The sequence below is a fragment of the Streptomyces sp. NPDC001315 genome, from assembly GCF_042896175.1.
In the GTDB taxonomy this organism is placed as follows: domain Bacteria; phylum Actinomycetota; class Actinomycetes; order Streptomycetales; family Streptomycetaceae; genus Streptomyces.
Genome location: NZ_JBIAWZ010000015.1, coordinates 135005 through 153381, shown reverse-complemented (window position 1 = coordinate 153381; position 18377 = coordinate 135005). Strand labels below are relative to the sequence as shown.

Here is an 18377-nt window from a genome sequence, read left to right as displayed (position 1 = left end):
ACTCGGAGATCCCGTCCGGACGTCGTGCACCACGACTTCCCCCCATGCACATCACCTTCACCACCACCACCCTCTCGCATCAGCACAAAGGACGGTCATGCCCAACCACTTCCCCCGACGCAGCCTGCTTCGCGGCATCACCGCGGCGACCGCGGTCGCCACTCTCGCCACCGGGCTCGCCGCCTGCGGTGGTGACAGCGACGCCGCCACCACCACCGACAGCGCCGCCTCCGGAAGCGTGACCATCGGCCAGGTCTCCAACGGCGCCGCCAAGGAGACCACCCTCAAGGTGTCCGAGGTCAAGTCCATCAGCGCCGAACTGCCCGACGCCGTCAGGAAGAGCGGCAAGCTGGTGATCGGCAGCGGCACCCTGCCGTCCGGCTCCGCGCCGCTGGGGTACGTGGGCAGCGACCAGAAGACCCTCACCGGCTCCGAGCCCGACCTCGCCCGCCTGGTCGCCGCGGTGCTCGGCCTGAAGCCGGAGATCAAGAGGTTCACCTGGGAGAACCTCTTCGTCGGCATCGACAGCGGGAAGGTCGACGTTGCCTTCACCAACGTCACCGACACCGAGGAGCGCAAGAAGAAGTACGAGTTCGCCTCCTACCGGCAGGACAACCTCGGCTTCGAGGCGCTGAAGTCCAGCAACTGGAAGTTCGACGGCGACTACGCGACCCTCGCCGGAAAGACCGTCTCGGTCGGCGCGGGCACCAACCAGGAACGCATCCTGATCGCGTGGAAGAAGAAGCTGGAGAGCGAGGGCAAGAAGCTCACCATCAAGTACTTCCAGGACAACAACAGCACCTACCTGGCGCTCAACAGCGGCAAGATCGACGCCTACTTCGCCCCCAACCCGAGCGTCGCCTACCACGTCACCCAGACCGCCGCCACAAACACGCCGACGGTCAACGCGGGCACGTACTCCGGCGCCGGCGCGACCCTGCAGGGCCTGATCGCGGCGACCGCCAAGAAGGACAGCGGCCTCGCCAAGCCCCTCGCCGACGCCGTCAACTACCTGATCGAGAACGGCCAGTACACCAAGTGGCTCGCCGCCTGGAACCTCTCCAACGAGGCCGTCACCAAGTCCGAGGTCAACCCGGCCGGGCTGCCCCTCACCGACTCCTGACCTCCTGTCAGGTGTCCTGCGCCCCATGCAAGCCGCGTTAGTTCAGTCAAGGAAGGACTCCGCCTCCGTGGCCCAGCAGACCGACCTCCACAGAGATCCGCACAGAGATCCGCACGGAGACCCGCGGAGAAGTCTCCACGGAGACCTCCGTGGAGGCGGAGCCCCGATCGCGTCCCACCCGCACCCCCTCGACAACGCCGTCTGGGCCGCGCTCAGCGGCCCGCACGCCCACTTCGCCGAACGTGTCGGCCTCGCCGCCCGCTACCCGACCGACGTCTACGCCTTCGCCGCCCTCGCCGACCCCGAGGACCCGGCCGCCTGGGACGACCTGCGCAGCCTCGTCGGTCCCGGAACCGCCGTACGGGTCAAGCCGGTCGACCGGGTGCCCGACGGCTGGGAGATCGTCGGCGGGGGAGTGGGCGTCCAACTCGTCGCCACCGAGGCGCTGCGGACCGAACCCGCCCCGGAGGCGGTACCGCTCGGTCCCGACGACGTGCCGGAGATCCTGGACCTCATCGCCCGCACCCGCCCCGGCCCCTTCCTGAAGCGGACCGTCGCCCTCGGCACCTACCTCGGCATCCGGCACGAGGGGCGGCTGATCGCCATGGCCGGTGAACGACTCCGGCTGTCCGGCTGGACCGAGATCAGCGCGGTCTGCACCGACCAGGAGCACCGTGGCCGGGGTCTCGGCACCCGTCTGATCCGCGCGGTCGCCGCCGGCATCCGCGATCGCGGCGACACCCCGTTCCTGCACGCGGCCGCCGACAACACCCCGGCGATCCGCCTCTACGAGTCCCTCGGCTTCACCCTCCGCCGCCGCTCGACCATCGTGTCGGTGCGCACACCGGGAACATCCGGGGAGGTCGGGGCGTTGTGACTCACGACGAGATGTACCAGGCGCCGCCGCGCGCCCGGCAGAGGGAGGTGACGGACGTGACCCGCATACGCCACGCCGTGCACCTTCACTCCCGGCCCCACATAGACCTTCAGCGCGTGGCCGGCGCCCTCTGTCGCTCCTGACCCGTTCCCTCGCCGTGCCCCCATGTCGTGTGTGGCCGGCTCTCTCGTACGGACTTCCAGGAAGGCACCCCTGTGTCCTCAACTCCCTCTGCTCCTCTGCATCTTGCCGTCGCTCTGGACGGCACCGGCTGGCACCCCGCCTCCTGGCGCGAGCCGGTCGCCCGCCCCCGCGAGCTGTTCACCGCCGGATACTGGGCCGACCTGGTCGCCGAGGCCGAGCGTGGCCTGCTCGACTTCGTCACCATCGAGGACGGCCTGGGCCCGCAGTCCTCGCACTTCCTGGACCCGGACGACCGCACCGACCAGGTCCGCGGCCGCCTCGACGCCGTCCTCGTCGCCTCCCGCATCGCCCCCCTCACCCGCCACATAGGCCTGGTCCCGACCGCGGTGGTCACGCACACGGAGCCGTTCCACCTCTCGAAGGCGATCGCCACGCTCGACTATGTGAGCACCGGTCGAGCGGGCCTGCGCGTCCAGATCACCGCCCGCCCGACGGAGGCCGCCCACTTCGGCCGCCGTACGATCCCCCGCATCGAGGCCTACGACGCCCCGGCCACCCAGGACCTGGTGACCGACCTCTTCGACGAGGCCGCCGACTACGTGGAGGTCGTCCGGCGGCTGTGGGACAGCTGGGAGGACGACGCGGAGATCCGGGACGTCGCCACCGGCCGCTTCATCGACCGCGACAAGCTGCACTACATCGACTTCGAGGGCCGCCACTTCAGCGTCAAGGGCCCCTCCATCACCCCGCGCCCGCCGCAGGGGCAGCCCCTGGTCACCGCCCTGGCCCACGACACGGTCCCCTACCGCCTGGTGGCCCGCGCCACCGACGTCGGCTACGTCACCCCGCACGACGCCGATCAGGCTCGCGCGATCGTCGCCGAGATCCGCGCCGAACAGGAGACGGCCGGCCGTGCCGCCGAGCCGGTGCACGTCTTCGGTGACCTGGTGGTCTTCCTCGACGACGACCCCGCCGAGGCCGCGGCCCGCCGCGAACGCCTCGACGCCCTCGCCGACCAGGAGTACACCAGCGACGCCCGTGTCTTCGCCGGCACCCCGGCCCAACTCGCCGACCTGCTCCAGGAGTTGCAGGAGGCCGGGCTGACCGGTTTCCGGCTGCGGCCCGCCGTCGCCGGGCACGACCTCCCGGTGATCACCCGCGGCCTGGTCCCCGAGCTCCAGCGTCGCGACGCCTTCCGCCGCGCCTACGAGGCCGACACCCTGCGCGGGCTGCTCGGCCTGACCCGCCCCGCCAACCGCTACGCCGCCGTCTGAGCGGGAGGGAGACCGACGATGACCAAGCCCCTGAAGCAGATCCACCTGGCCGCGCACTTCCCCGGTGTCAACAACACCACCGTGTGGAGCGACCCGAAGGCCGGCAGCCACATCGAGTTCAGCTCCTTCGCACACTTCGCACAGACCGCCGAACGCGCCAAGTTCGACTTCCTGTTCCTCGCCGAGGGCCTTCGCCTGCGCGAACAAGGCGGGAAAATATACGACTTGGACGTCGTGGGCCGCCCGGACACGTTCACCGTCCTCGCCGCCCTGGCCGCGGTCACCGACCGCCTCGGCCTGACCGGCACCATCAACTCCACCTTCAACGAGCCCTATGAGGTGGCCCGCCAGTTCGCCAGCCTCGACCACCTCTCCGGCGGCCGCTCCGCCTGGAACGTCGTCACCTCCTGGGACGCCTTCACCGGCGAGAACTTCCGCCGCGGCGGCTTCCTGCCGCAGGAGGAGCGCTACTCCCGCGCCAAGGAGTTCCTGGCCACCACGGGCGAACTCTTCGACTCCTGGCACGGCGACGAGATCCTCGCCGACCAGGCCACCGGCGCCTTCCTGCGCGACGCCAAGGCCGGTGCCTTCGCCCACCACGGGCAGCACTTCGACATCCACGGCCGGTTCAACGTCCCGCGCTCCCCGCAGGGCCGCCCGGTGATCTTCCAGGCCGGGGACTCCGAGGAGGGCCGGGAGTTCGCCGCCTCGACCGCCGACGCGATCTTCAGCCGGTACGCCACCCTCGACGCGGGCCAGGCCTTCTACACGGACGTCAAGGCCCGCCTCGCCAAGTACGGCCGCCGCCCCGACCAGCTGCTGATCCTGCCCGCCGCGACCTTCGTCCTCGGCGACACCGACGCCGAGGCGGAGGAGACCGCCCGCGAGGTCCGCCGTCGGCAGGTCAGCGGAGCCACGGCCATCAAGCACCTCGAGTTCGTCTGGAACCGGGACCTGTCCTCGTACGACCCGGACGGACCCCTCCCCGACATCGACCCGGACCTCGGTGAGCACACCATCGCCAAGGGCCGCGCCCAGGTGCGCATGTACCGCGACCCGCTGGCCACCGCCCGCGAGTGGCGCGAACTCGCCGCCGCCAACAACTGGTCGATCCGCGACCTGGTCATCGAGAGTGGCAACCGGCAGAACTTCATCGGCTCCCCGGCCACCGTCGCTAAGGCCATCAACGACTTCGTGCAGGCCGACGCCAGCGACGGCTTCATCCTCGTCCCGCACATCACCCCGAGCGGCCTCGACGCCTTCGCCGACGAGGTCGTCCCGCTCCTCCAGGAGCAGGGCGTGTTCCGCACCGACTACGAGGGCACCACCCTGCGCGACCACCTGGGCCTCGCCCACCCCGACGACGACGTCCGGAGCGAGCGGGTGGCGTCGTGAAGTTCCTCGCCATCACCCTGATCGTGCACCGGCCGGACCCGGTCACCGGCGTACAGAAGCCGACGCGGGACCGCTTCCGCGAGGTCGTCGACAACGCCCTGCTGGCCGAGCAGCTGGGCTTCGACGGGTTCGGCGTGGGAGAGCGGCACGAGCGGCCGTTCATCTCCTCCTCGCCGACCGTCGTCCTCAGCCACATCGCGGCACTCACCAGGCGCATCCGGCTGTTCACCGCCGTGACCACGCTCAGTCTCCTGGACCCGGTGCGCGCGTACGAGGACTACGCCACCCTCGACCATCTCTCCGGCGGACGCCTGGAGCTGATCATCGGCAAGGGCAACGGTGCAGCCCAGCGCGAGCTGTTCCACGTCACACCCGAGGACCAGTGGGAGCGCAACGCCGAGAGCTACGAGGTGTTCCGGCAGATCTGGCGGCAGGACAGGGTGACCGCCGAGACCCGCTTCCGCCCTCCGCTCAAGGACGCGGAGGTGTGGCCGAGGCCGCTGCAGCAGCCGGTGCGGGTCTGGCACGGCAGCGCCACCAGCAAGGAGTCGGTGGATCTGGCCGCCCGCTACGGCGACCCGTTGTTCTCGGCGAACGTCACCAACCCCATCGAGCCCTATGCCGAGTTGATCAGGTACTACCGCGAGCGCTGGGAGTTCTACGGCCACGATCCGGCCGACATCGCGGTCGGCGCCGGCACGGCCGGCCTGTACGTGGCCCGCACCTCCCAGGAGGCGTTGGAGGGGTACCGGCCGATCTTCGAGGCCACCCTGGCGTTCCAGCAGCAGGCCGGACTGCCCGTGGTCTTCGAGTCCCTGGAGGACTTCGTCGAGCGCAGTTCGGCCCTGATCGGCAGTCCGCAGCAGATCATCGACAAGGTGCACCGCTACCACGAGCAGTTCGGACACACCGTGGTCCACCTCCACGCGGACGCGAGCGGCCTCACAGACACCCAGCACCGGGACTCCCTGGAACTCTTCCAGTCGGCGGTCGCCCCGGTCCTTCGCAAGGACATCCCGGACCCGCCCTTCGACTGGGCCCCGGTCCTCCCGACGTCACCGACCACCGAGGAGCCGGCCCATGTCTGACATCCCCCTCGGCGTCCTCGACCTGGTCCCGATCTCCTCCGGCTCGACGGCCGCCGACGCCCTGCGCAACTCCATCGACCTGGCCCAGCAGGCCGAGCGCTTCGGATACGCCCGTCACTGGTTCGCCGAGCACCACCTCAACCCGGGCGTCGCGGGCACATCCCCGGCGGTGGTGCTGGCCCTCACCGCCTCCGCCACCTCCACCATCCGCCTCGGCTCCGGCGCCGTACAACTCGGCCACCGGACCGCGCTGTCCACGGTGGAGGAGTTCGGCCTGATCGACGCGCTGCACCCCGGCCGCTTCGACCTGGGCCTGGGCCGCTCGGGAGGCCGCCCACCGGGACAGCCCGCAGCCCCGCCGCCGACGGCGACTCCGGTCGTCGACGGCAGGGCGCCCAACGGTCTGCTCATCCCGCCCCGCTTCTCCTTCGAGCGCCTCCTCGGCTCGCCCCGGATCGCCCTGCAGCGCAGACTGCTCCAGCTGCCGAACGCCGAGTCGCAGGACTACGCCGAGCAAATCGACGACATCCTTGCCCTGCTGGCCGGCACCTACCGCTCCCCGGAGGGAATCGAGGCGCACGTCGTGCCCGGTGAGGGCGCCGACGTCGAGGTGTGGATCCTGGGCAGCAGCGGCGGCCAGAGCGCGCAGACAGCCGGCGCCCGCGGCCTGCGCTTCGCCGCGAACTACCACGTCAGCCCGGCCACCGTCCTGGAGGCGGTGGACGGCTACCGCGCCTCCTTCCAGCCCTCCGACTTCCTCGACAAGCCGTACGTCAGCGTCTCCGCGGACGTCGTCGTCGCCGAGGACGACGAGACGGCCCGCGAACTCGCCACCGGCTACGGCCCGTGGGTCCGCAGTATCCGTACCGCCGAGGGCGCCATCGAATTCCCGACACCCGAGGAGGCACGCGCCCACAAGTGGTCGGACGAGGACCGTGCGCTGGTCCAGGACCGCCTGGACACCCAGTTCGTCGGCTCACCCGCCCGGGTCGCCGACCAGCTGGAACAACTCCAAGAAGCCACGGGTGCCGACGAGTTGCTGATCACGACGATCACCCACGACCATGCGGCGCGGGTACGGTCGTACGAACTGCTGGCGGAGGAGTGGAAGAGGCGGTGAGCCGGGGTCACTCCGTCCAGTCGAGCTGATGCTCGGGAGTGCCCACCGACCGCCCGTACGCGATCGCCTCGGCGCGGCCCGCCGCGTCGCCGCGCCGATAGCGGAAGACCTTGCCGGCGAAGGCGACTACGCGTTCGTCCCCGAGGGTGAAGTCGGCGTACCACCCGTGTTCCGGCTCCAGCGCCTCGGCGAGGGCGTCGGCGATCCCGCCGACGTCCTCACTGTCGGTCTCCCACTCGATGAGCGTCCACAGCCCGGGCTGCCCGTCGGCGGCACTCGCCGACACGTCGAGCCTGCGCACGGCGCGGACGCGCAGCCCGCCCGGCGCGAACACGGCGCCGGGGCGGAGGCTTTCGCCGATGACGTAACCAGTGATCATGTGCTGCTCCTTCGGACGTCGGGACTGCTCCGCCGGACGCTACGGCCCTATGGCTGACACCCTTTGTCAGTCAAAGGAGTGCGGGAAGGTGATCGAGAGATGCGAGCGGACCGGCTGCTGTCCCTGCTGTTGGCTCTGCAGTCCCGAGGGCAGATGACAGCACGTCGACTCGCCACCGAGCTGGAGGTGTCGGTCCGTACCGTCTACCGCGACCTGGAGGCGCTCGGCGCCGCCGGAGTGCCGGTCGTGGCGAGCGGCGGTCCCGGTGGTGGCTGCCGACTGCTGGACGGCTGGCGCAGCCCGCTGCTGGGCATCAGCGCCGAGGAGGCGACGGCCCTGCTGGCAGTCTCCGCGGGCGGCCCGCTGGAGCGGATCGCGCTGGGGGAAGCGCTGCCGCAGGCGCGGCTGAAGCTGCTGGCGTCTCTCCCGGCGGCGAGCCGCGACCGCACGAACGCTGCGGCCGCACGCTTCCACATCGACACGCAGGCGTGGTTCAGGTCGCCCGAACTGGTGCCGCACCTGCCCGCGTTGGTCGAAGCGGTACGTCAGGACAGGCGGCTGCGGATCACGCACGACGCCCGTGACGGCCATACGACGACGCGGACCGTGGACCCGTTCGGGCTGGTGGCCAAGGCGGGCGTCTGGTATCTGGTGGCCCGGTCGGCCCGCGCGCCCAGAGCACACCGGGTGTCGCGCATCGCCGCGGCGGAGCTGCTTCCGGGTATCTTCACCCGTCCCGCCGACTTCGACCTGGCCGGGTTCTGGAGCCGCTGGACCACGGAGTTCGAGGCGAGCCTGGACCGACTCCCCGTCACCGTAAGGCTCACCTCCGCCGGACTCGCGGCCCTCCCCGAGGTGCTCGGCGACACCACCTCGGCCGCGCGTGCGACCTCCGACCCGGAAGCCGGCTGGCACCGGCTGGTCCTCCACTTCGACTCGCCCCTGGCGGCGTGTCGTCGGCTGCTCGGCTTCGGACCGGACGCAGAGGTGCTCGAGCCCGCCGAAGTGCGACAGCAGTTGCTGGACAAGGCGCGCCGCACGGCGGACCGTTACGGGGAGGCCGCTATCTGAGCAGCAGGAGCGTCACCCAGCCGCCGCAGAGGAACAGGACAAGAGCGCCGGTGGCCGCGGCACTCCTGACCTTGTACGCGGCAGCCGCCACCTCGCCGGCCGCCCTGTGCCTGCGCGCGCCGGTCACGAACGACACGAAGAAGACGGCGCACAGGGCGGCGGTGGCCGGCGCAGCCACGTGGCGAGGAGGATCAGGTCCCTGAGCTCCTGAACCGTGCTGCCGGAAGTCGTGAGCATGGCGGCCCCCCCGTGGCTCGACGGATGTCCGTCGGATCGTACGGCGGACAGACAGCCACCATCAATGAGAATCGGCCGCCGGGAACGTCGCGGCCCGCAGCAGGGACTCCAGCGACTCCGCCGGCGTCTGCCCAGCGGTGTCGACCACGATGTGCTCGCGGTCCCACGGTTCGTATTCCCGCTCCACGATCTGCCGCCAGTCGGGCAGCGGCAGATTCGCGATGTCGGCCGACCGCGAGGTCACCCGCTGCCGGTGCTCGACCGGATCGGAACAGCACACCTCCATCTCGACGACGGGCACGCCCGCCCGCACGGCGGCCTCCCGCCACGCGTCCCGCGTGACGCACAGCGGATTGACCGACTCGGCGATCACGGTCAGCCCCTGCCGCAGATGGTCCCCGGCCAGGGCGTATCCGACGACGTATCCCGCCGGTCCCACCGGGTGCCGTGCGAGCCCGGAGCGGACGAGCGCCTGCTCGATGGTGTCGACGCGCAAGTGGACCGCTCCGAGTCTGGCGGCCAGGAGCCGGGCGAGTGTGGTCTTTCCGGTGCCGGGGAGACCGCCGAGGACGATGAGCATGCCGTCATCCTGCCGGAGCCGAGCCGAGGGACGGTCAAATGTTCACGGGCGCGCAATACTGCGCTCTGGCGGCGCGCGCCGACGGATGCTTACCGTGACGAGGTGACCGGTCCGGCGTTGTTCCGCAGGCTGCACGTGGATCTGGCGCGCATGGGCGCGTCCTGCTGTCCGCGCGCCTGACATCCGCCCGCGCCCCGCCTCGCGCCGGGCCGCCCCCCGCGACTCGCCCGCGGAGGCCGGTGCCTGCCCCGTTGTCCCCGCACGACAACTCACCCCGCACCATTGCCCGAGGAGACGGCATGACCACTGTCGCACGCCCTGACATACGCCGCGTCGGACCGCGCTTCGGCGCCGAGGTGACCGGCGTCGACCTGACCCGGCCCGTGGACGACCTCACCGCCGACGAACTGCGCCGGGCCTTCGCCGAGCACAGGGTGCTGGTGTTCCGCGGCCAGCATCTGACGCCTGATCAGCACGTCGAGGCGGTACGGATCTTCGCGGAGCCCTTCGACCACCCCACCGCGGTGAAGGACCCCGCCAATCCGCTCGTCTACCCGTACAACGTCCGGCAGACCGGAAAGGCCAGCACCTGGCACATCGGCGGACTGTGGCGCAGCCCCGTGTTCGCGATCGAGTCGCTCACCTACGAGGAGGTGCCCGAACTCGGCGGACACACGCTGTGGGCCGACCTCCAGGCGGCCTACGACGACCTTTCCGCCCCCTTCAAGGCGCTGCTGGAGTCCGTGAACGCCGTCTACGACGGCAACGCCGTGCACTACGCGCAGGGCAACAAGGGCAAGACGGTCGACGAGACCGTCGAGCATCCCGTCGTCCTCGAACACCCCGTGACCGGCCGCAAGGGCCTGTTCATCAGCACCTCCGCGATCCGCCTGACCGGGGTCACCGAGCAGGAGGGCAAGGTCCTGCTCGACCATCTGCTCCGGCACGCGTCCTCGCCGAACTACACGATCCGGTTCGGCTGGAGTCCCGGTGACTTCGTCCTCTGGGACAACCAGGCCACCTGGCACTACGCCGTCGACGACTACGGCGACGGCGCCCGCGTGTACCGCAAGGTCATCGGAGTGGAACCATTGAGGACCGCTCCCTGACCCGCTCCAGGAGCGGGCGGCCACCCTCCCCGGCGAACCATTCCGCGTGGCCGACGTAGTACGCGTACGCCAGGCGGGTGTTCTCGGCCGAGCGGGTGACGCCGTGGAAGTAGCCGAGCTCGGAGAGCGCGAACTCCGCGTGGACCAGCGGGAGAAGGGCGGGGAGGGCGGCCAATTCGGCGGGGGAGGGGCCGCACGGAACGGTAGCCGTCGAGGAGGGCGACGGCGTCCTCCTCACGCACCGGGAAGCCGGGCTGCAACCACTGCACCGCGTTGCGCTCGATCGCCGTGGCCAGGTCGTGCACGGCGGTCGTGCGGTCGCTCATGCCGAAGTCCAGGACCGTGGAGACCTCGACGTCCTCGCCCCACAGCAGGTTCGAGGCGTGCCAGTCGTTGTGCGTCCACAACGGCTTCAGGCCCGCGAGTGCGGGGCCAGCCGCGCGTACAGCGGCATGAGGACGCGTTCCGTGTCCTCGCGCCAGGGAAAACCGGCCAGGCCCTCCGCCAGCGCGGGCCGCTCGGCCACGTACTCCTCCAGCGCCCGGAGCGGGTCCTCGGAGGCGAAGACCGTGTACGACGCGACGAGCGGCTGTGCCCGCCTGCGCGGCGCGTCGAAACCCTCCGCCGCGAGGTGCAGCCGGGCCGGCGCCTCGCCCGCCGCCCGGGCGTGGCCCGGGGAGCGGAACGGGGACCAGGACAGCGCGTCCCGACAGAGATCAGTGCCCGCGTCGGCCGAGTGCACCTCGTACGTCCACTCGCCGCGTGCCACCGCGTCCTGTGGCCCCCGCTGCCTTCGGGGATGCCGTTGGCGAATCCGCCGCGCCCACCTCGCAGGTCCGCACAGTGTGACACTTTTTGGGAATGTGTCACACTCGCCGACGGCACACCCCGTCCACCGGACGGGTGCAAGGCGACCCTGAGCCGTCGAGCGGAATTCGCCAACAACATCCCTTCGGGCGGCGGGGACCACTTCGTGCGTCCGGGCTCAGGCGGCGGTGGTCATCTCCGCCTGCTCGGCCGCCACCCACTCATCCACCAGCAGCCGGTACAGGGCCTGCTCGGCACGCGTCCACGCCCTGCCCTGGGCACGCCACACGACAGCCCGGACCGCCGAGTTCACGACCGCAGCAGGACGCACGGCACCAGAGGCGGAAGGGTGGGGGACATAGATCAAGGGTAGCGAGAACGGCGCCCGCTTCACGCGTCCGGTCAGACGCCAGCCAGACGCCGCACGCCAGCGAACGCCCGCGCCCACGGAAACCCTCGCGGGTTCCCCTGCTTCGGCGGATGCGACTCATACCCATCCGGCCCGTCGAGCACCAACACGCCCTGCTCACGCAGCGCGGCAACCGACCTCGCGACCGCAGGCTGCGCGCCCTGCGCCTGGTTGAAGTAGGGCATCGCCGCGACAGGCACACCCATGTGTACAGCCTCCGAAGGGATACCGATCGCCACGGTGTCCGAGACCCCAGCACCCCACTTGTTGAGGCTGGTGCACGACATCGGCGCCACCAGCATCGCCGTCGCCTTCGGCAACACATCCGACTCCCACGGCAACTTGTACCGCGACCGCACCGGATGCCCAGTCAGCTCCACCAACTCGCCCAGGCGCGGCTCCCACCAACTGGCCGCGGACGGAGTAAGGATCAAACACACGTCCCACCCATCGGCCTGGCCGGCGCGCACGCCGTCGTCGATGTACTGGGTGGGCCCTGCAGCGCAGGCGATCAGGTACAACACCGGTCTCGTCATGCACGGAGTCCACAGCGTTCGGCCAGCGCACGCAACTCGCTGCCCGGGCTCGCTGTTGCGCCGACCACGTCCTTCACCAGGTTCACCGTGTCTGGTCTGCCCTCTACCTCTTCGGGTGCCAGCCTGTCGGCCTCCAGGAGTTCCGTCGCCGCGGCGTCCTTACGCCGTGTCAAGAGCGACGCGCGTGCCATCGCAACATGATGTCCGGCCTGCCGCTCCCGGGTCAGCCCGGCGAGGGCCTCGGGGGCAAGCGCGTCGGCGGCTTCGAGCGCGGACCATCCGTCCTCGAAGCGAATCAGCATGTCCACCCGGTGCAGGCCGACGTTGGTCGGGCCGAACATTGTCCAGTCCTCATTCCGATCGCCGCCCTGACGGTCAGCTACATCTCCGGCTTCGTCCACATAGTCGGTGGCCGCGCGCACCCGGGCGGTCGTCCGCTCCTGCGAGGACGCGGCCAACGCGGCGGACAGGTACAGCATGCCGAGGGTGGACAGGCCGAGAGCGCCACGGTCGATGAGGCCGTCGGACAGACGCTGGGCGGCTGCGGTCGCAAACTCGACGGCCGCCTGCGGGCGCTGCTGGTAGACGAGGCTCTTCGCCACCCGTCGCGCTGCAGCCCCAATCTGAACCGGGTCTCCTGACTGCTCGGCCGCAACCAGCGCACGGTCTGCAGCGAGCGCGGCCTGAATCGCGGTCGCCGACCCGTACTTGTGCAGGTACGACGTCACCAGCTGGTAGACCCGGGAGAGCAGGGCTTGCGCGTCGGACCCTGCGCCGGCGGGCGCGGCATGTGCGGCTTGCCCGGCTCCAACGATGAGCCCGGGCAACTCGCGGGCGAGGGTGGCGTAGTGGCAGGCCTGGAACGCTTCGCAGCAGTAGACGAGTCTTCGCTGCAACACGGCCAGCGCGGGCGGGTCGGCGGCGGGGGCGGGCCCGTAGAGGGCGTCAATGACGCCGAAGGCTTCGACGGGCGGGGCGTTGCCCGCGGGTGGTACGGGCGGGCTGTCGGTCAACAACTGCTCCATGGGGATGCGCAGGACTTCAGCCGCGCGCACCAGTACCGACAGGCGCGGGTCCTGTTGGCGTTTCCCGCCTTCGATGTCCTGCACCCAGCGCCGTGTCTGGCCCATGAGTTGGCCGAAGTCGGTCTGGGTGAAGCCGCGCCGTTCTCGCCAGTAGGCGATGCGGCGGCCGATGCCAGAAGTGTCCACTGCGTACCCCCGAGCAAGGCACGCACTTTGCGTGCCCGCTTCTGTTGTACCGCGTCCTACGGTCCGTGTGTGAGACGGATCACCGTGACCGTGGAGGCGTAAGCGATGGCGCATCAAACAGCCCGCCCGGATACTGCCGCGTCGGCAGTTCCGTTGGACATCGCCACCATGCTCGAGTCCGTCCGCCTCCTGCTGGGCGAGATCTCTCCCTCTGTCGCCGACGAGGAGCTGAGGGATCTGTTCGTCCTGCTGCGGGACCACATTCAGCAGCTCATCCCCGAGGTGGAGACCGCGTGCCTGAGCTTGCCGAAGGACGACATCCCCCGAGCGTGCGCGCTGGCCTGCGTGGGCGAGGCCCGCATGCGGCTCCGGCTCGGTGACGGCGACACCAACGATGTCCGCCTGTCCGTCGCGGTGAAACTGGCGCGATCGGTGAGGGCGCTGTGCGACCACTTCGAGAACCTCGGCACGAACTGAGCACACCCCAGACTCCTGCCGAAGGCCTGCGCCCACCGCGCGCCTGGCGACAGGAACGCCCGGACCGTATCCCGCGAAGAACCCGGCCCGGGCGCTCAACCTCATCCGCAACCAGCGAAGGAGATCACTGTGAGCGTACCTCCGAACCCTGGCCCCGATCCTGCCCCGATCCCCGGCCCGGACCAGCCGGCACTGCCCCGCATGCTCATCACCGACGCCCAGTTCGCCTCCTGCCGCGGCACGGTCATGGACGCGAACCCGGACATGGCTGAGGAGATGGCCGGCCGGATCGTCGAGGAGGCCCTGAAGTTCGTGGCGGCCTGCTCCCGTAACCCGGGCGGTGGCCTCGCGCTGTCCCGGATCGTCGATGAGGGCTGGCACGCGCTGCTGCTGCACACTGCGATGTACGCGGAGCTGTGCCAGCAGCTCGACGGCGAGTTCGTGCACCACCTCCCGGGGTACGGCCCGGAGAACTACGACCCGTCGGTCCTGGTCCGGACCCGCGATGCGATCGCGGCGCTCGGCTGGACGACGGACGACGAGCTGTGGGTGGCGCCGGACGACGAGTCCCTCGTGTCGGTCGCCGCGAAGTGCCAGCACTCGGATGACTCGGGGCCGATCGTGGTCCAGCCCAAGCCGAAGCCCGGTGTCGTCTAGCCTCTCGCCGTGAAGGGAGGCCGCATGTCCGAGTGGATCGACCCGCGGTACGCGGATCTGGTGGCAGCGTGGAAGCGCGCTCAGCAACCGCAGTCACGCGACCCGGAGCCCAGGCCGGTGCGGGTATTCATCATCCCGCCCAAGGGCTGACAGCAGTACATGGCCCGGTCGTTGAACCCTGCCGGCCGGGCCGCCTTTGTTCAGCGGACGAGGTCGGCGAGCGGGGAGTCGAGGGCGTCGGCGATGCGGATCAGGTTGTCGATCAACGCGGCCTGGTGCCCCATCTCGATCCTGTTGATGGCCTGCAGGTCCATACCTGCCAGTTCCGCGAGCTTCTCCTGTGACAGCTTCCGGCCGCGTCGGGCGTCGCGGATGCGGTCGCCAATGGCCCGGCGGCGGGCGAGGACCCAGTCGAGCGGCGGGACGGATGGCACCCGCCACACGCTTCCGCGATCATGAGCGGCTGTCTGTATCGCCGACCGTACATTTCCAGATCAGGCAAGTGTCACGATCGCAAGCCTTGACCGACTAAAACGCACGTTCGAGTGACGTGATCATTGACCTATTGTCAAACAGTAATCACCCGGTCACGATTACGTGCACCCCCCACCCACCCCCACCAGCACACCGAACAGGCGACGCCACATGACCGACGAGCAGGGCTGCTGGACGACATGCTGAACCTCTTCGACGAGATCACCCCCACCCAACGCATAAGCGCCCGGACGACAGGAAGGTCCCTGACGCCCGGGCGCTCGGCGTGGTCGAGGGACGTCCCCCTCCCCCGAAGGTGACGTCCCTCGACCCTTTCCCCCGGCGCCGGACAGTGGTTTCTGCGTCCGTGCGCGGCCGGCCATGCGCTCACCAGCACATGACCGCCGTCTCGCCCGAACCCCACGCGGAGTACAGGCGCACCCGGACGAAGTAGCGGCGGCCCTTGACGAGACGGGCCCTGACCGTGGCGTTGTGCGGCGTACCCCCGTCGTCCTGTCCGGAGAGGAAGCGGGGCTCCCCGTCCCGCTCCTCGAAGACCACGACGACGGTGTCGCTGTCGCCGAAGGTGCCCACGGTGTACTCGCGGGTCTCCGACGGCTCGACGGCGAAGTCGGCCTGCTCACCCGGACCGAGACGCAGCGGCGCCGAGCGGAACGGCACCAGCGCGGGCGGCCGCTGCGGGCCGAGCGGCGGGTACCAGCGGAGCACGAACTCCTTGTCGAGGGGCGAGAGACCGCCGGGCGGGTTCAGGCCACCGCGGAACTGCTCCGGCTCCAGGATCAGCCCCGACGAGAAGGGATACTCCATGATCGACAGCGGGTCCCAGACCGAGCCGTTGACCTCGGACGGGTCCAGCTTGCGCAGGATGTTGAAGAACGTCCTGTCCCGGCTCCAGAAGTTCGGCGGACCCGCCAGATCCGCGTACACGGCCTCGTCGTCCCAGTGGATGCCGGCGAACGGGCTCTGGTGTTCGTGCAGCATGCCCAGCGCGTGCCCGATCTCGTGCAGGGCCGTCCCGCGCTCCCCGGGCGCGGTCAGGTCCCAGCCGAAGTTCATGGTGCGCTCGTTCAGGCCGACCTGGAGCGCGTCCTTGCCCACGGCCGACCAGGAGCCGTCGCCGAGCTGGAACCCGATGCGCAGCTCCGCCTCCGAGCGGTCGCCGACCTCGACGAAGGAGATCCCGATGCCGAGGTCCTGCCACTCCCGGAAGCACTCGCGCACGACGTCCCGCTGCTCCTTGGCGCCGACCCACGACACCCGCCGGGTCTCCCCGCTTCCCGGTACGGCAATCACGGACCCGTCGGCGTCGCCGTCGAAGAAGCAGTAGTGCAGAACCGTGCCGTTGACCCACATCGGACGTCCGCCGATGAGCGCACTGAGCCGCTCGGCGGTCAGCCCGGCCGCGAACGCGGGGGCTGACTGCTGCGCGAGGGAGCAGTAGCGGGCGGTCATGGACCCAGACTGCCGTGGACCGCACACCGGAGACCTGAGTCGGGGGCTACTCAAGTCACCCTGTATCAGGGGTGAGTATCCCGGCTCATACCGTCGTGACGACTTTCGAACGTGACGCGAAGACCCTCGGCCTGCCCTGGCCGTTCACCGGACGAGAGGACGAACTGGAGCTGGTCCGGCGGTCTCTGGGCGCCGGACGGCCCGGCATCGTGGTGACCGGAGCGGCGGGCCGCGGCAGGACCCGGCTCGCCACGGAGGCCGTCCGCGGCACCGACTGCGCCAGAGTGGCGGGGACCCCCGAGACCCGCGGCCTCCCCTTCGCCGCCTTCGCCCACCTGCTGCCCGAGACCGTCTCCCTGCACCGGGCCGTCCAACTGCTCACCGGCGTACGGCTGTTGCTGGTCGACGACGCTCACCTGCTCGACGACGCCTCGGCCGCCCTGGTCCACCACCTCGCCGTGCACGGCCGCACTCGTCTGCTGGTCGTCGCGACGGACGGCGCCCCGGCGCCCGCCGCGGTGACCCGGCTGTGGACCGGCGAACTGCTCCCCCGCCTCGCGCTGGAGCCGCTGCCCCGCGAGGAGACGGCACAGCTGCTCGTGGCAGGGGCCGGCGGCCCCCTCGAACCGCTCACCGTCAACCGGCTGCACCGCCTCGCCCAGGGAGATCTGCGGCTGCTGCGCGAACTGCTCTGCGCGGTACGCGAACAGGGGGCGCTCACCTCGATCCCGGACACCGACGAGCGTGCCTGGCGCGGACCGGTGCCGGTGACCACCACCGTCCGCGAGCGCAGCGCACCACTCCTGGACCGGACCTGCCCCGACGAGCGTGAGACCCTCGACCGCCTCGCCTTCGCCGAGCCCCTCCCGCTGGACGTCGACGCCCTCGACCTGCGGATCCTCGAACGCCTCGAGACCGACGGCCTGATCGGCATCGACGACCACGGTGCCGTCCGCCTCGCCCACCCCCTGCACGGCCCGGTGCTGCGGGCCGCGGCCGGCCGGCTGCGGGCGAGGCGGCTGGCCCGCACCCCGGACGAGCGCGAACTCGCCCTCAAGACCGAGACAGCCGCACTCGAAGACCGCATCGAACACACCGACGTACGGGAGCTGCCGACACCCGTGGGGGAGTGGCTCGCGGCGGAGGGCGCACCGCTGCCGGCCGAGTACGCGGCCGTACGAGCCCGCTTCTCCCGTCTGCGAGGAGAGCTGCGCGAGGCGGCGGCCTGGGCCCGGGAGGGACTGCGCGGCGCCCCGCACGACGCCGCCTGCCGCACCGAACTGGCCCTGGCCGCCGCCCAGACGGGCGACGTCACGACCGCGGAGGGAGTCGTCACCGACGGCACCTCGGCAGCGTGGCCGGCGGCCGCCCGCGGGGACGTCGAGGGGGCGCTGGAGGCACTGCACGACGGGAACGGGGAGAGCGACGCGTACACCCTCCACGAAGCCGTCCGCCTCGGTTCCCCCGACGAGGCCGCCCGCCGCCTCCCCGCCGGCGGCGTGTTCGCGGCGCACGCCCAGGCTCTCGCGCGCGGCGACGGACCCGGCCTGGACCGGGCGGCCCTGGCCCTGGAAGAGCGTGGCTTCCTGCTCTTCGCGGCGGAGGCGCACGCCCAGGCCGTACGAGCCCATCGTGACCCCAGCGCCGCACGCACCTCCCGCACCCGCGCCGTCGCGCTCGCCCGCCGCTGCCAGGGCGCCCGCACCCCGGCTCTGTCCGGCCTGGCCCTGGGCGAACTCACCGCCCGCCAGCGGCAGATCGTCACCCTCGCCGCCGCCGGGCTCAGCAACCGGCAGATCGCCGAACGGCTCACCCTGTCGATCCGCACCGTCGGCAACCACCTCTACAGCGCCTACACCCGCCTCGGCGCCGGCGACCGCGCTGCCCTCCCGTGGCTCGTCACGGAGGAGCCGGAGTCACGGTCGGCGTGAGCCCC

General features: G+C 70.8%; 23 protein-coding genes and 1 pseudogene. 13 read left to right on the top strand and 11 right to left on the bottom strand.

What is annotated here, in order from left to right; genetic code table 11:
- The first annotated feature begins 97 nt into the window (after positions 1 to 97).
- From ACFY16_RS31705 to ACFY16_RS31675, 7 genes are all read left to right on the top strand, one after another.
- Positions 98 to 1123 (top strand): transporter substrate-binding domain-containing protein, encoded by a 1026-nt coding sequence (locus ACFY16_RS31705; RefSeq protein WP_390650637.1) that lies wholly within the window; start codon positions 98 to 100, stop codon positions 1121 to 1123.
- Between the two features lie 67 nt (positions 1124 to 1190).
- Positions 1191 to 2000, top strand: a complete 810-nt coding sequence (locus ACFY16_RS31700; protein WP_390650636.1) for a GNAT family N-acetyltransferase — start codon at positions 1191 to 1193, stop codon at positions 1998 to 2000.
- Between the two features lie 11 nt (positions 2001 to 2011).
- Complete coding sequence (locus ACFY16_RS31695; protein ID WP_390650670.1) at positions 2012 to 2143, top strand: putative leader peptide; 132 nt, start codon at positions 2012 to 2014, stop codon at positions 2141 to 2143.
- Positions 2144 to 2215: 72 nt separating this feature from the next.
- Entirely contained in the window at positions 2216 to 3418 is a 1203-nt protein-coding gene (locus tag ACFY16_RS31690) for an LLM class flavin-dependent oxidoreductase (RefSeq protein ID WP_390650635.1), read from the top strand.
- A gap of 18 nt (positions 3419 to 3436) precedes the next feature.
- Positions 3437 to 4813, top strand: coding sequence for an NtaA/DmoA family FMN-dependent monooxygenase (locus ACFY16_RS31685; protein WP_390650634.1), 1377 nt, complete (start codon positions 3437 to 3439; stop codon positions 4811 to 4813).
- Positions 4810 to 5901, top strand: a complete 1092-nt coding sequence (locus tag ACFY16_RS31680; protein WP_390650633.1) for an LLM class flavin-dependent oxidoreductase — start codon at positions 4810 to 4812, stop codon at positions 5899 to 5901. Before ACFY16_RS31685 ends, ACFY16_RS31680 begins: the two co-directional genes overlap by 4 nt.
- Positions 5894 to 7021 (top strand): MsnO8 family LLM class oxidoreductase, encoded by a 1128-nt coding sequence (locus ACFY16_RS31675; RefSeq protein ID WP_390650632.1) that lies wholly within the window; start codon positions 5894 to 5896, stop codon positions 7019 to 7021. Before ACFY16_RS31680 ends, ACFY16_RS31675 begins: the two co-directional genes overlap by 8 nt.
- A 7-nt stretch (positions 7022 to 7028) precedes the next feature.
- Here ACFY16_RS31675 and ACFY16_RS31670 read toward each other — a convergent pair whose 3' ends face one another.
- On the bottom strand, positions 7029 to 7400 hold the full coding sequence (locus ACFY16_RS31670) for a hypothetical protein (protein ID WP_390650631.1): 372 nt from the start codon (positions 7398 to 7400) through the stop codon (positions 7029 to 7031).
- 99 nt (positions 7401 to 7499) lie between these two features.
- On the opposite strand from ACFY16_RS31670, the gene ACFY16_RS31665 reads away from it, so the two are divergent.
- Positions 7500 to 8471 carry a helix-turn-helix transcriptional regulator gene (locus tag ACFY16_RS31665; protein WP_390650630.1) on the top strand — a complete coding sequence of 324 codons (972 nt, stop codon included), beginning with the start codon at positions 7500 to 7502 and terminating at the stop codon, positions 8469 to 8471.
- On the opposite strand, the gene ACFY16_RS31660 is transcribed toward ACFY16_RS31665, so the two are convergent.
- Positions 8464 to 8649: a hypothetical protein gene (locus ACFY16_RS31660; RefSeq protein ID WP_390650629.1), complete on the bottom strand. Its 186-nt coding sequence runs from the start codon at positions 8647 to 8649 to the stop codon at positions 8464 to 8466. The two genes, ACFY16_RS31665 and ACFY16_RS31660, sit on opposite strands and share 8 nt — an antisense overlap.
- A 120-nt stretch (positions 8650 to 8769) precedes the next feature.
- Complete coding sequence (locus ACFY16_RS31655) at positions 8770 to 9288, bottom strand: AAA family ATPase (RefSeq protein WP_390650628.1); 519 nt, start codon at positions 9286 to 9288, stop codon at positions 8770 to 8772.
- A 299-nt stretch (positions 9289 to 9587) separates the two neighbouring features.
- Between ACFY16_RS31655 and ACFY16_RS31650 the strand changes: the two genes are divergently transcribed.
- Positions 9588 to 10397, top strand: a complete 810-nt coding sequence (locus ACFY16_RS31650) for a TauD/TfdA family dioxygenase (protein ID WP_355504145.1) — start codon at positions 9588 to 9590, stop codon at positions 10395 to 10397.
- Here ACFY16_RS31650 and ACFY16_RS31645 read toward each other — a convergent pair.
- From ACFY16_RS31645 to ACFY16_RS31620, 6 genes and pseudogenes are all read right to left on the bottom strand, one after another.
- Complete coding sequence (locus tag ACFY16_RS31645) at positions 10363 to 10572, bottom strand: hypothetical protein (protein ID WP_390650672.1); 210 nt, start codon at positions 10570 to 10572, stop codon at positions 10363 to 10365. The two genes, ACFY16_RS31650 and ACFY16_RS31645, sit on opposite strands and share 35 nt — an antisense overlap.
- Before the next feature lie 70 nt (positions 10573 to 10642).
- Positions 10643 to 10804: pseudogene (locus ACFY16_RS31640) on the bottom strand (phosphotransferase); the annotation flags it as partial.
- Positions 10805 to 10809: 5 nt separating this feature from the next.
- On the bottom strand, positions 10810 to 11166 hold the full coding sequence (locus ACFY16_RS31635) for a hypothetical protein (protein WP_390650627.1): 357 nt from the start codon (positions 11164 to 11166) through the stop codon (positions 10810 to 10812).
- A gap of 216 nt (positions 11167 to 11382) precedes the next feature.
- Entirely contained in the window at positions 11383 to 11517 is a 135-nt protein-coding gene (locus tag ACFY16_RS31630) for a hypothetical protein (protein ID WP_390650626.1), read from the bottom strand.
- Between the two features lie 89 nt (positions 11518 to 11606).
- A complete protein-coding gene (locus ACFY16_RS31625; RefSeq protein WP_390650625.1) occupies positions 11607 to 12149 on the bottom strand; it encodes a flavoprotein in 543 nt (180 codons plus the stop codon).
- Positions 12146 to 13360, bottom strand: a complete 1215-nt coding sequence (locus tag ACFY16_RS31620) for a helix-turn-helix domain-containing protein (protein WP_390650624.1) — start codon at positions 13358 to 13360, stop codon at positions 12146 to 12148. The genes ACFY16_RS31625 and ACFY16_RS31620 overlap by 4 nt, the downstream gene beginning before the upstream one ends.
- Before the next feature lie 105 nt (positions 13361 to 13465).
- Here ACFY16_RS31620 and ACFY16_RS31615 point away from each other — a divergent pair, with 105 nt between their 5' ends.
- The 3 genes from ACFY16_RS31615 (at position 13466) to ACFY16_RS31605 (ending at position 14644) form a co-directional block, all read left to right on the top strand.
- Positions 13466 to 13837 carry a DUF6415 family natural product biosynthesis protein gene (locus tag ACFY16_RS31615; protein ID WP_390650623.1) on the top strand — a complete coding sequence of 124 codons (372 nt, stop codon included), beginning with the start codon at positions 13466 to 13468 and terminating at the stop codon, positions 13835 to 13837.
- Between the two features lie 201 nt (positions 13838 to 14038).
- Positions 14039 to 14494, top strand: coding sequence for a glycine-rich domain-containing protein (locus tag ACFY16_RS31610; protein ID WP_390650669.1), 456 nt, complete (start codon positions 14039 to 14041; stop codon positions 14492 to 14494).
- Positions 14495 to 14518: 24 nt separating this feature from the next.
- The gene (locus ACFY16_RS31605) at positions 14519 to 14644 is read left to right on the top strand and encodes a hypothetical protein (RefSeq protein ID WP_390650621.1); all 126 of its coding nucleotides are present in this window, start codon (positions 14519 to 14521) and stop codon (positions 14642 to 14644) included.
- Between the two features lie 50 nt (positions 14645 to 14694).
- Here the strand turns inward: ACFY16_RS31605 and ACFY16_RS31600 are convergent, their stop codons facing one another.
- Positions 14695 to 14928: a helix-turn-helix domain-containing protein gene (locus tag ACFY16_RS31600; RefSeq protein ID WP_390650620.1), complete on the bottom strand. Its 234-nt coding sequence runs from the start codon at positions 14926 to 14928 to the stop codon at positions 14695 to 14697.
- Between the two features lie 427 nt (positions 14929 to 15355).
- Positions 15356 to 16441: a M12 family metallopeptidase gene (locus tag ACFY16_RS31595; protein WP_390650619.1), complete on the bottom strand. Its 1086-nt coding sequence runs from the start codon at positions 16439 to 16441 to the stop codon at positions 15356 to 15358.
- 95 nt (positions 16442 to 16536) lie between these two features.
- Between ACFY16_RS31595 and ACFY16_RS31590 the strand changes: the two genes are divergently transcribed.
- Positions 16537 to 18372, top strand: a complete 1836-nt coding sequence (locus tag ACFY16_RS31590) for a LuxR C-terminal-related transcriptional regulator (RefSeq protein WP_390650618.1) — start codon at positions 16537 to 16539, stop codon at positions 18370 to 18372.
- Positions 18373 to 18377 lie beyond the last annotated feature (5 nt).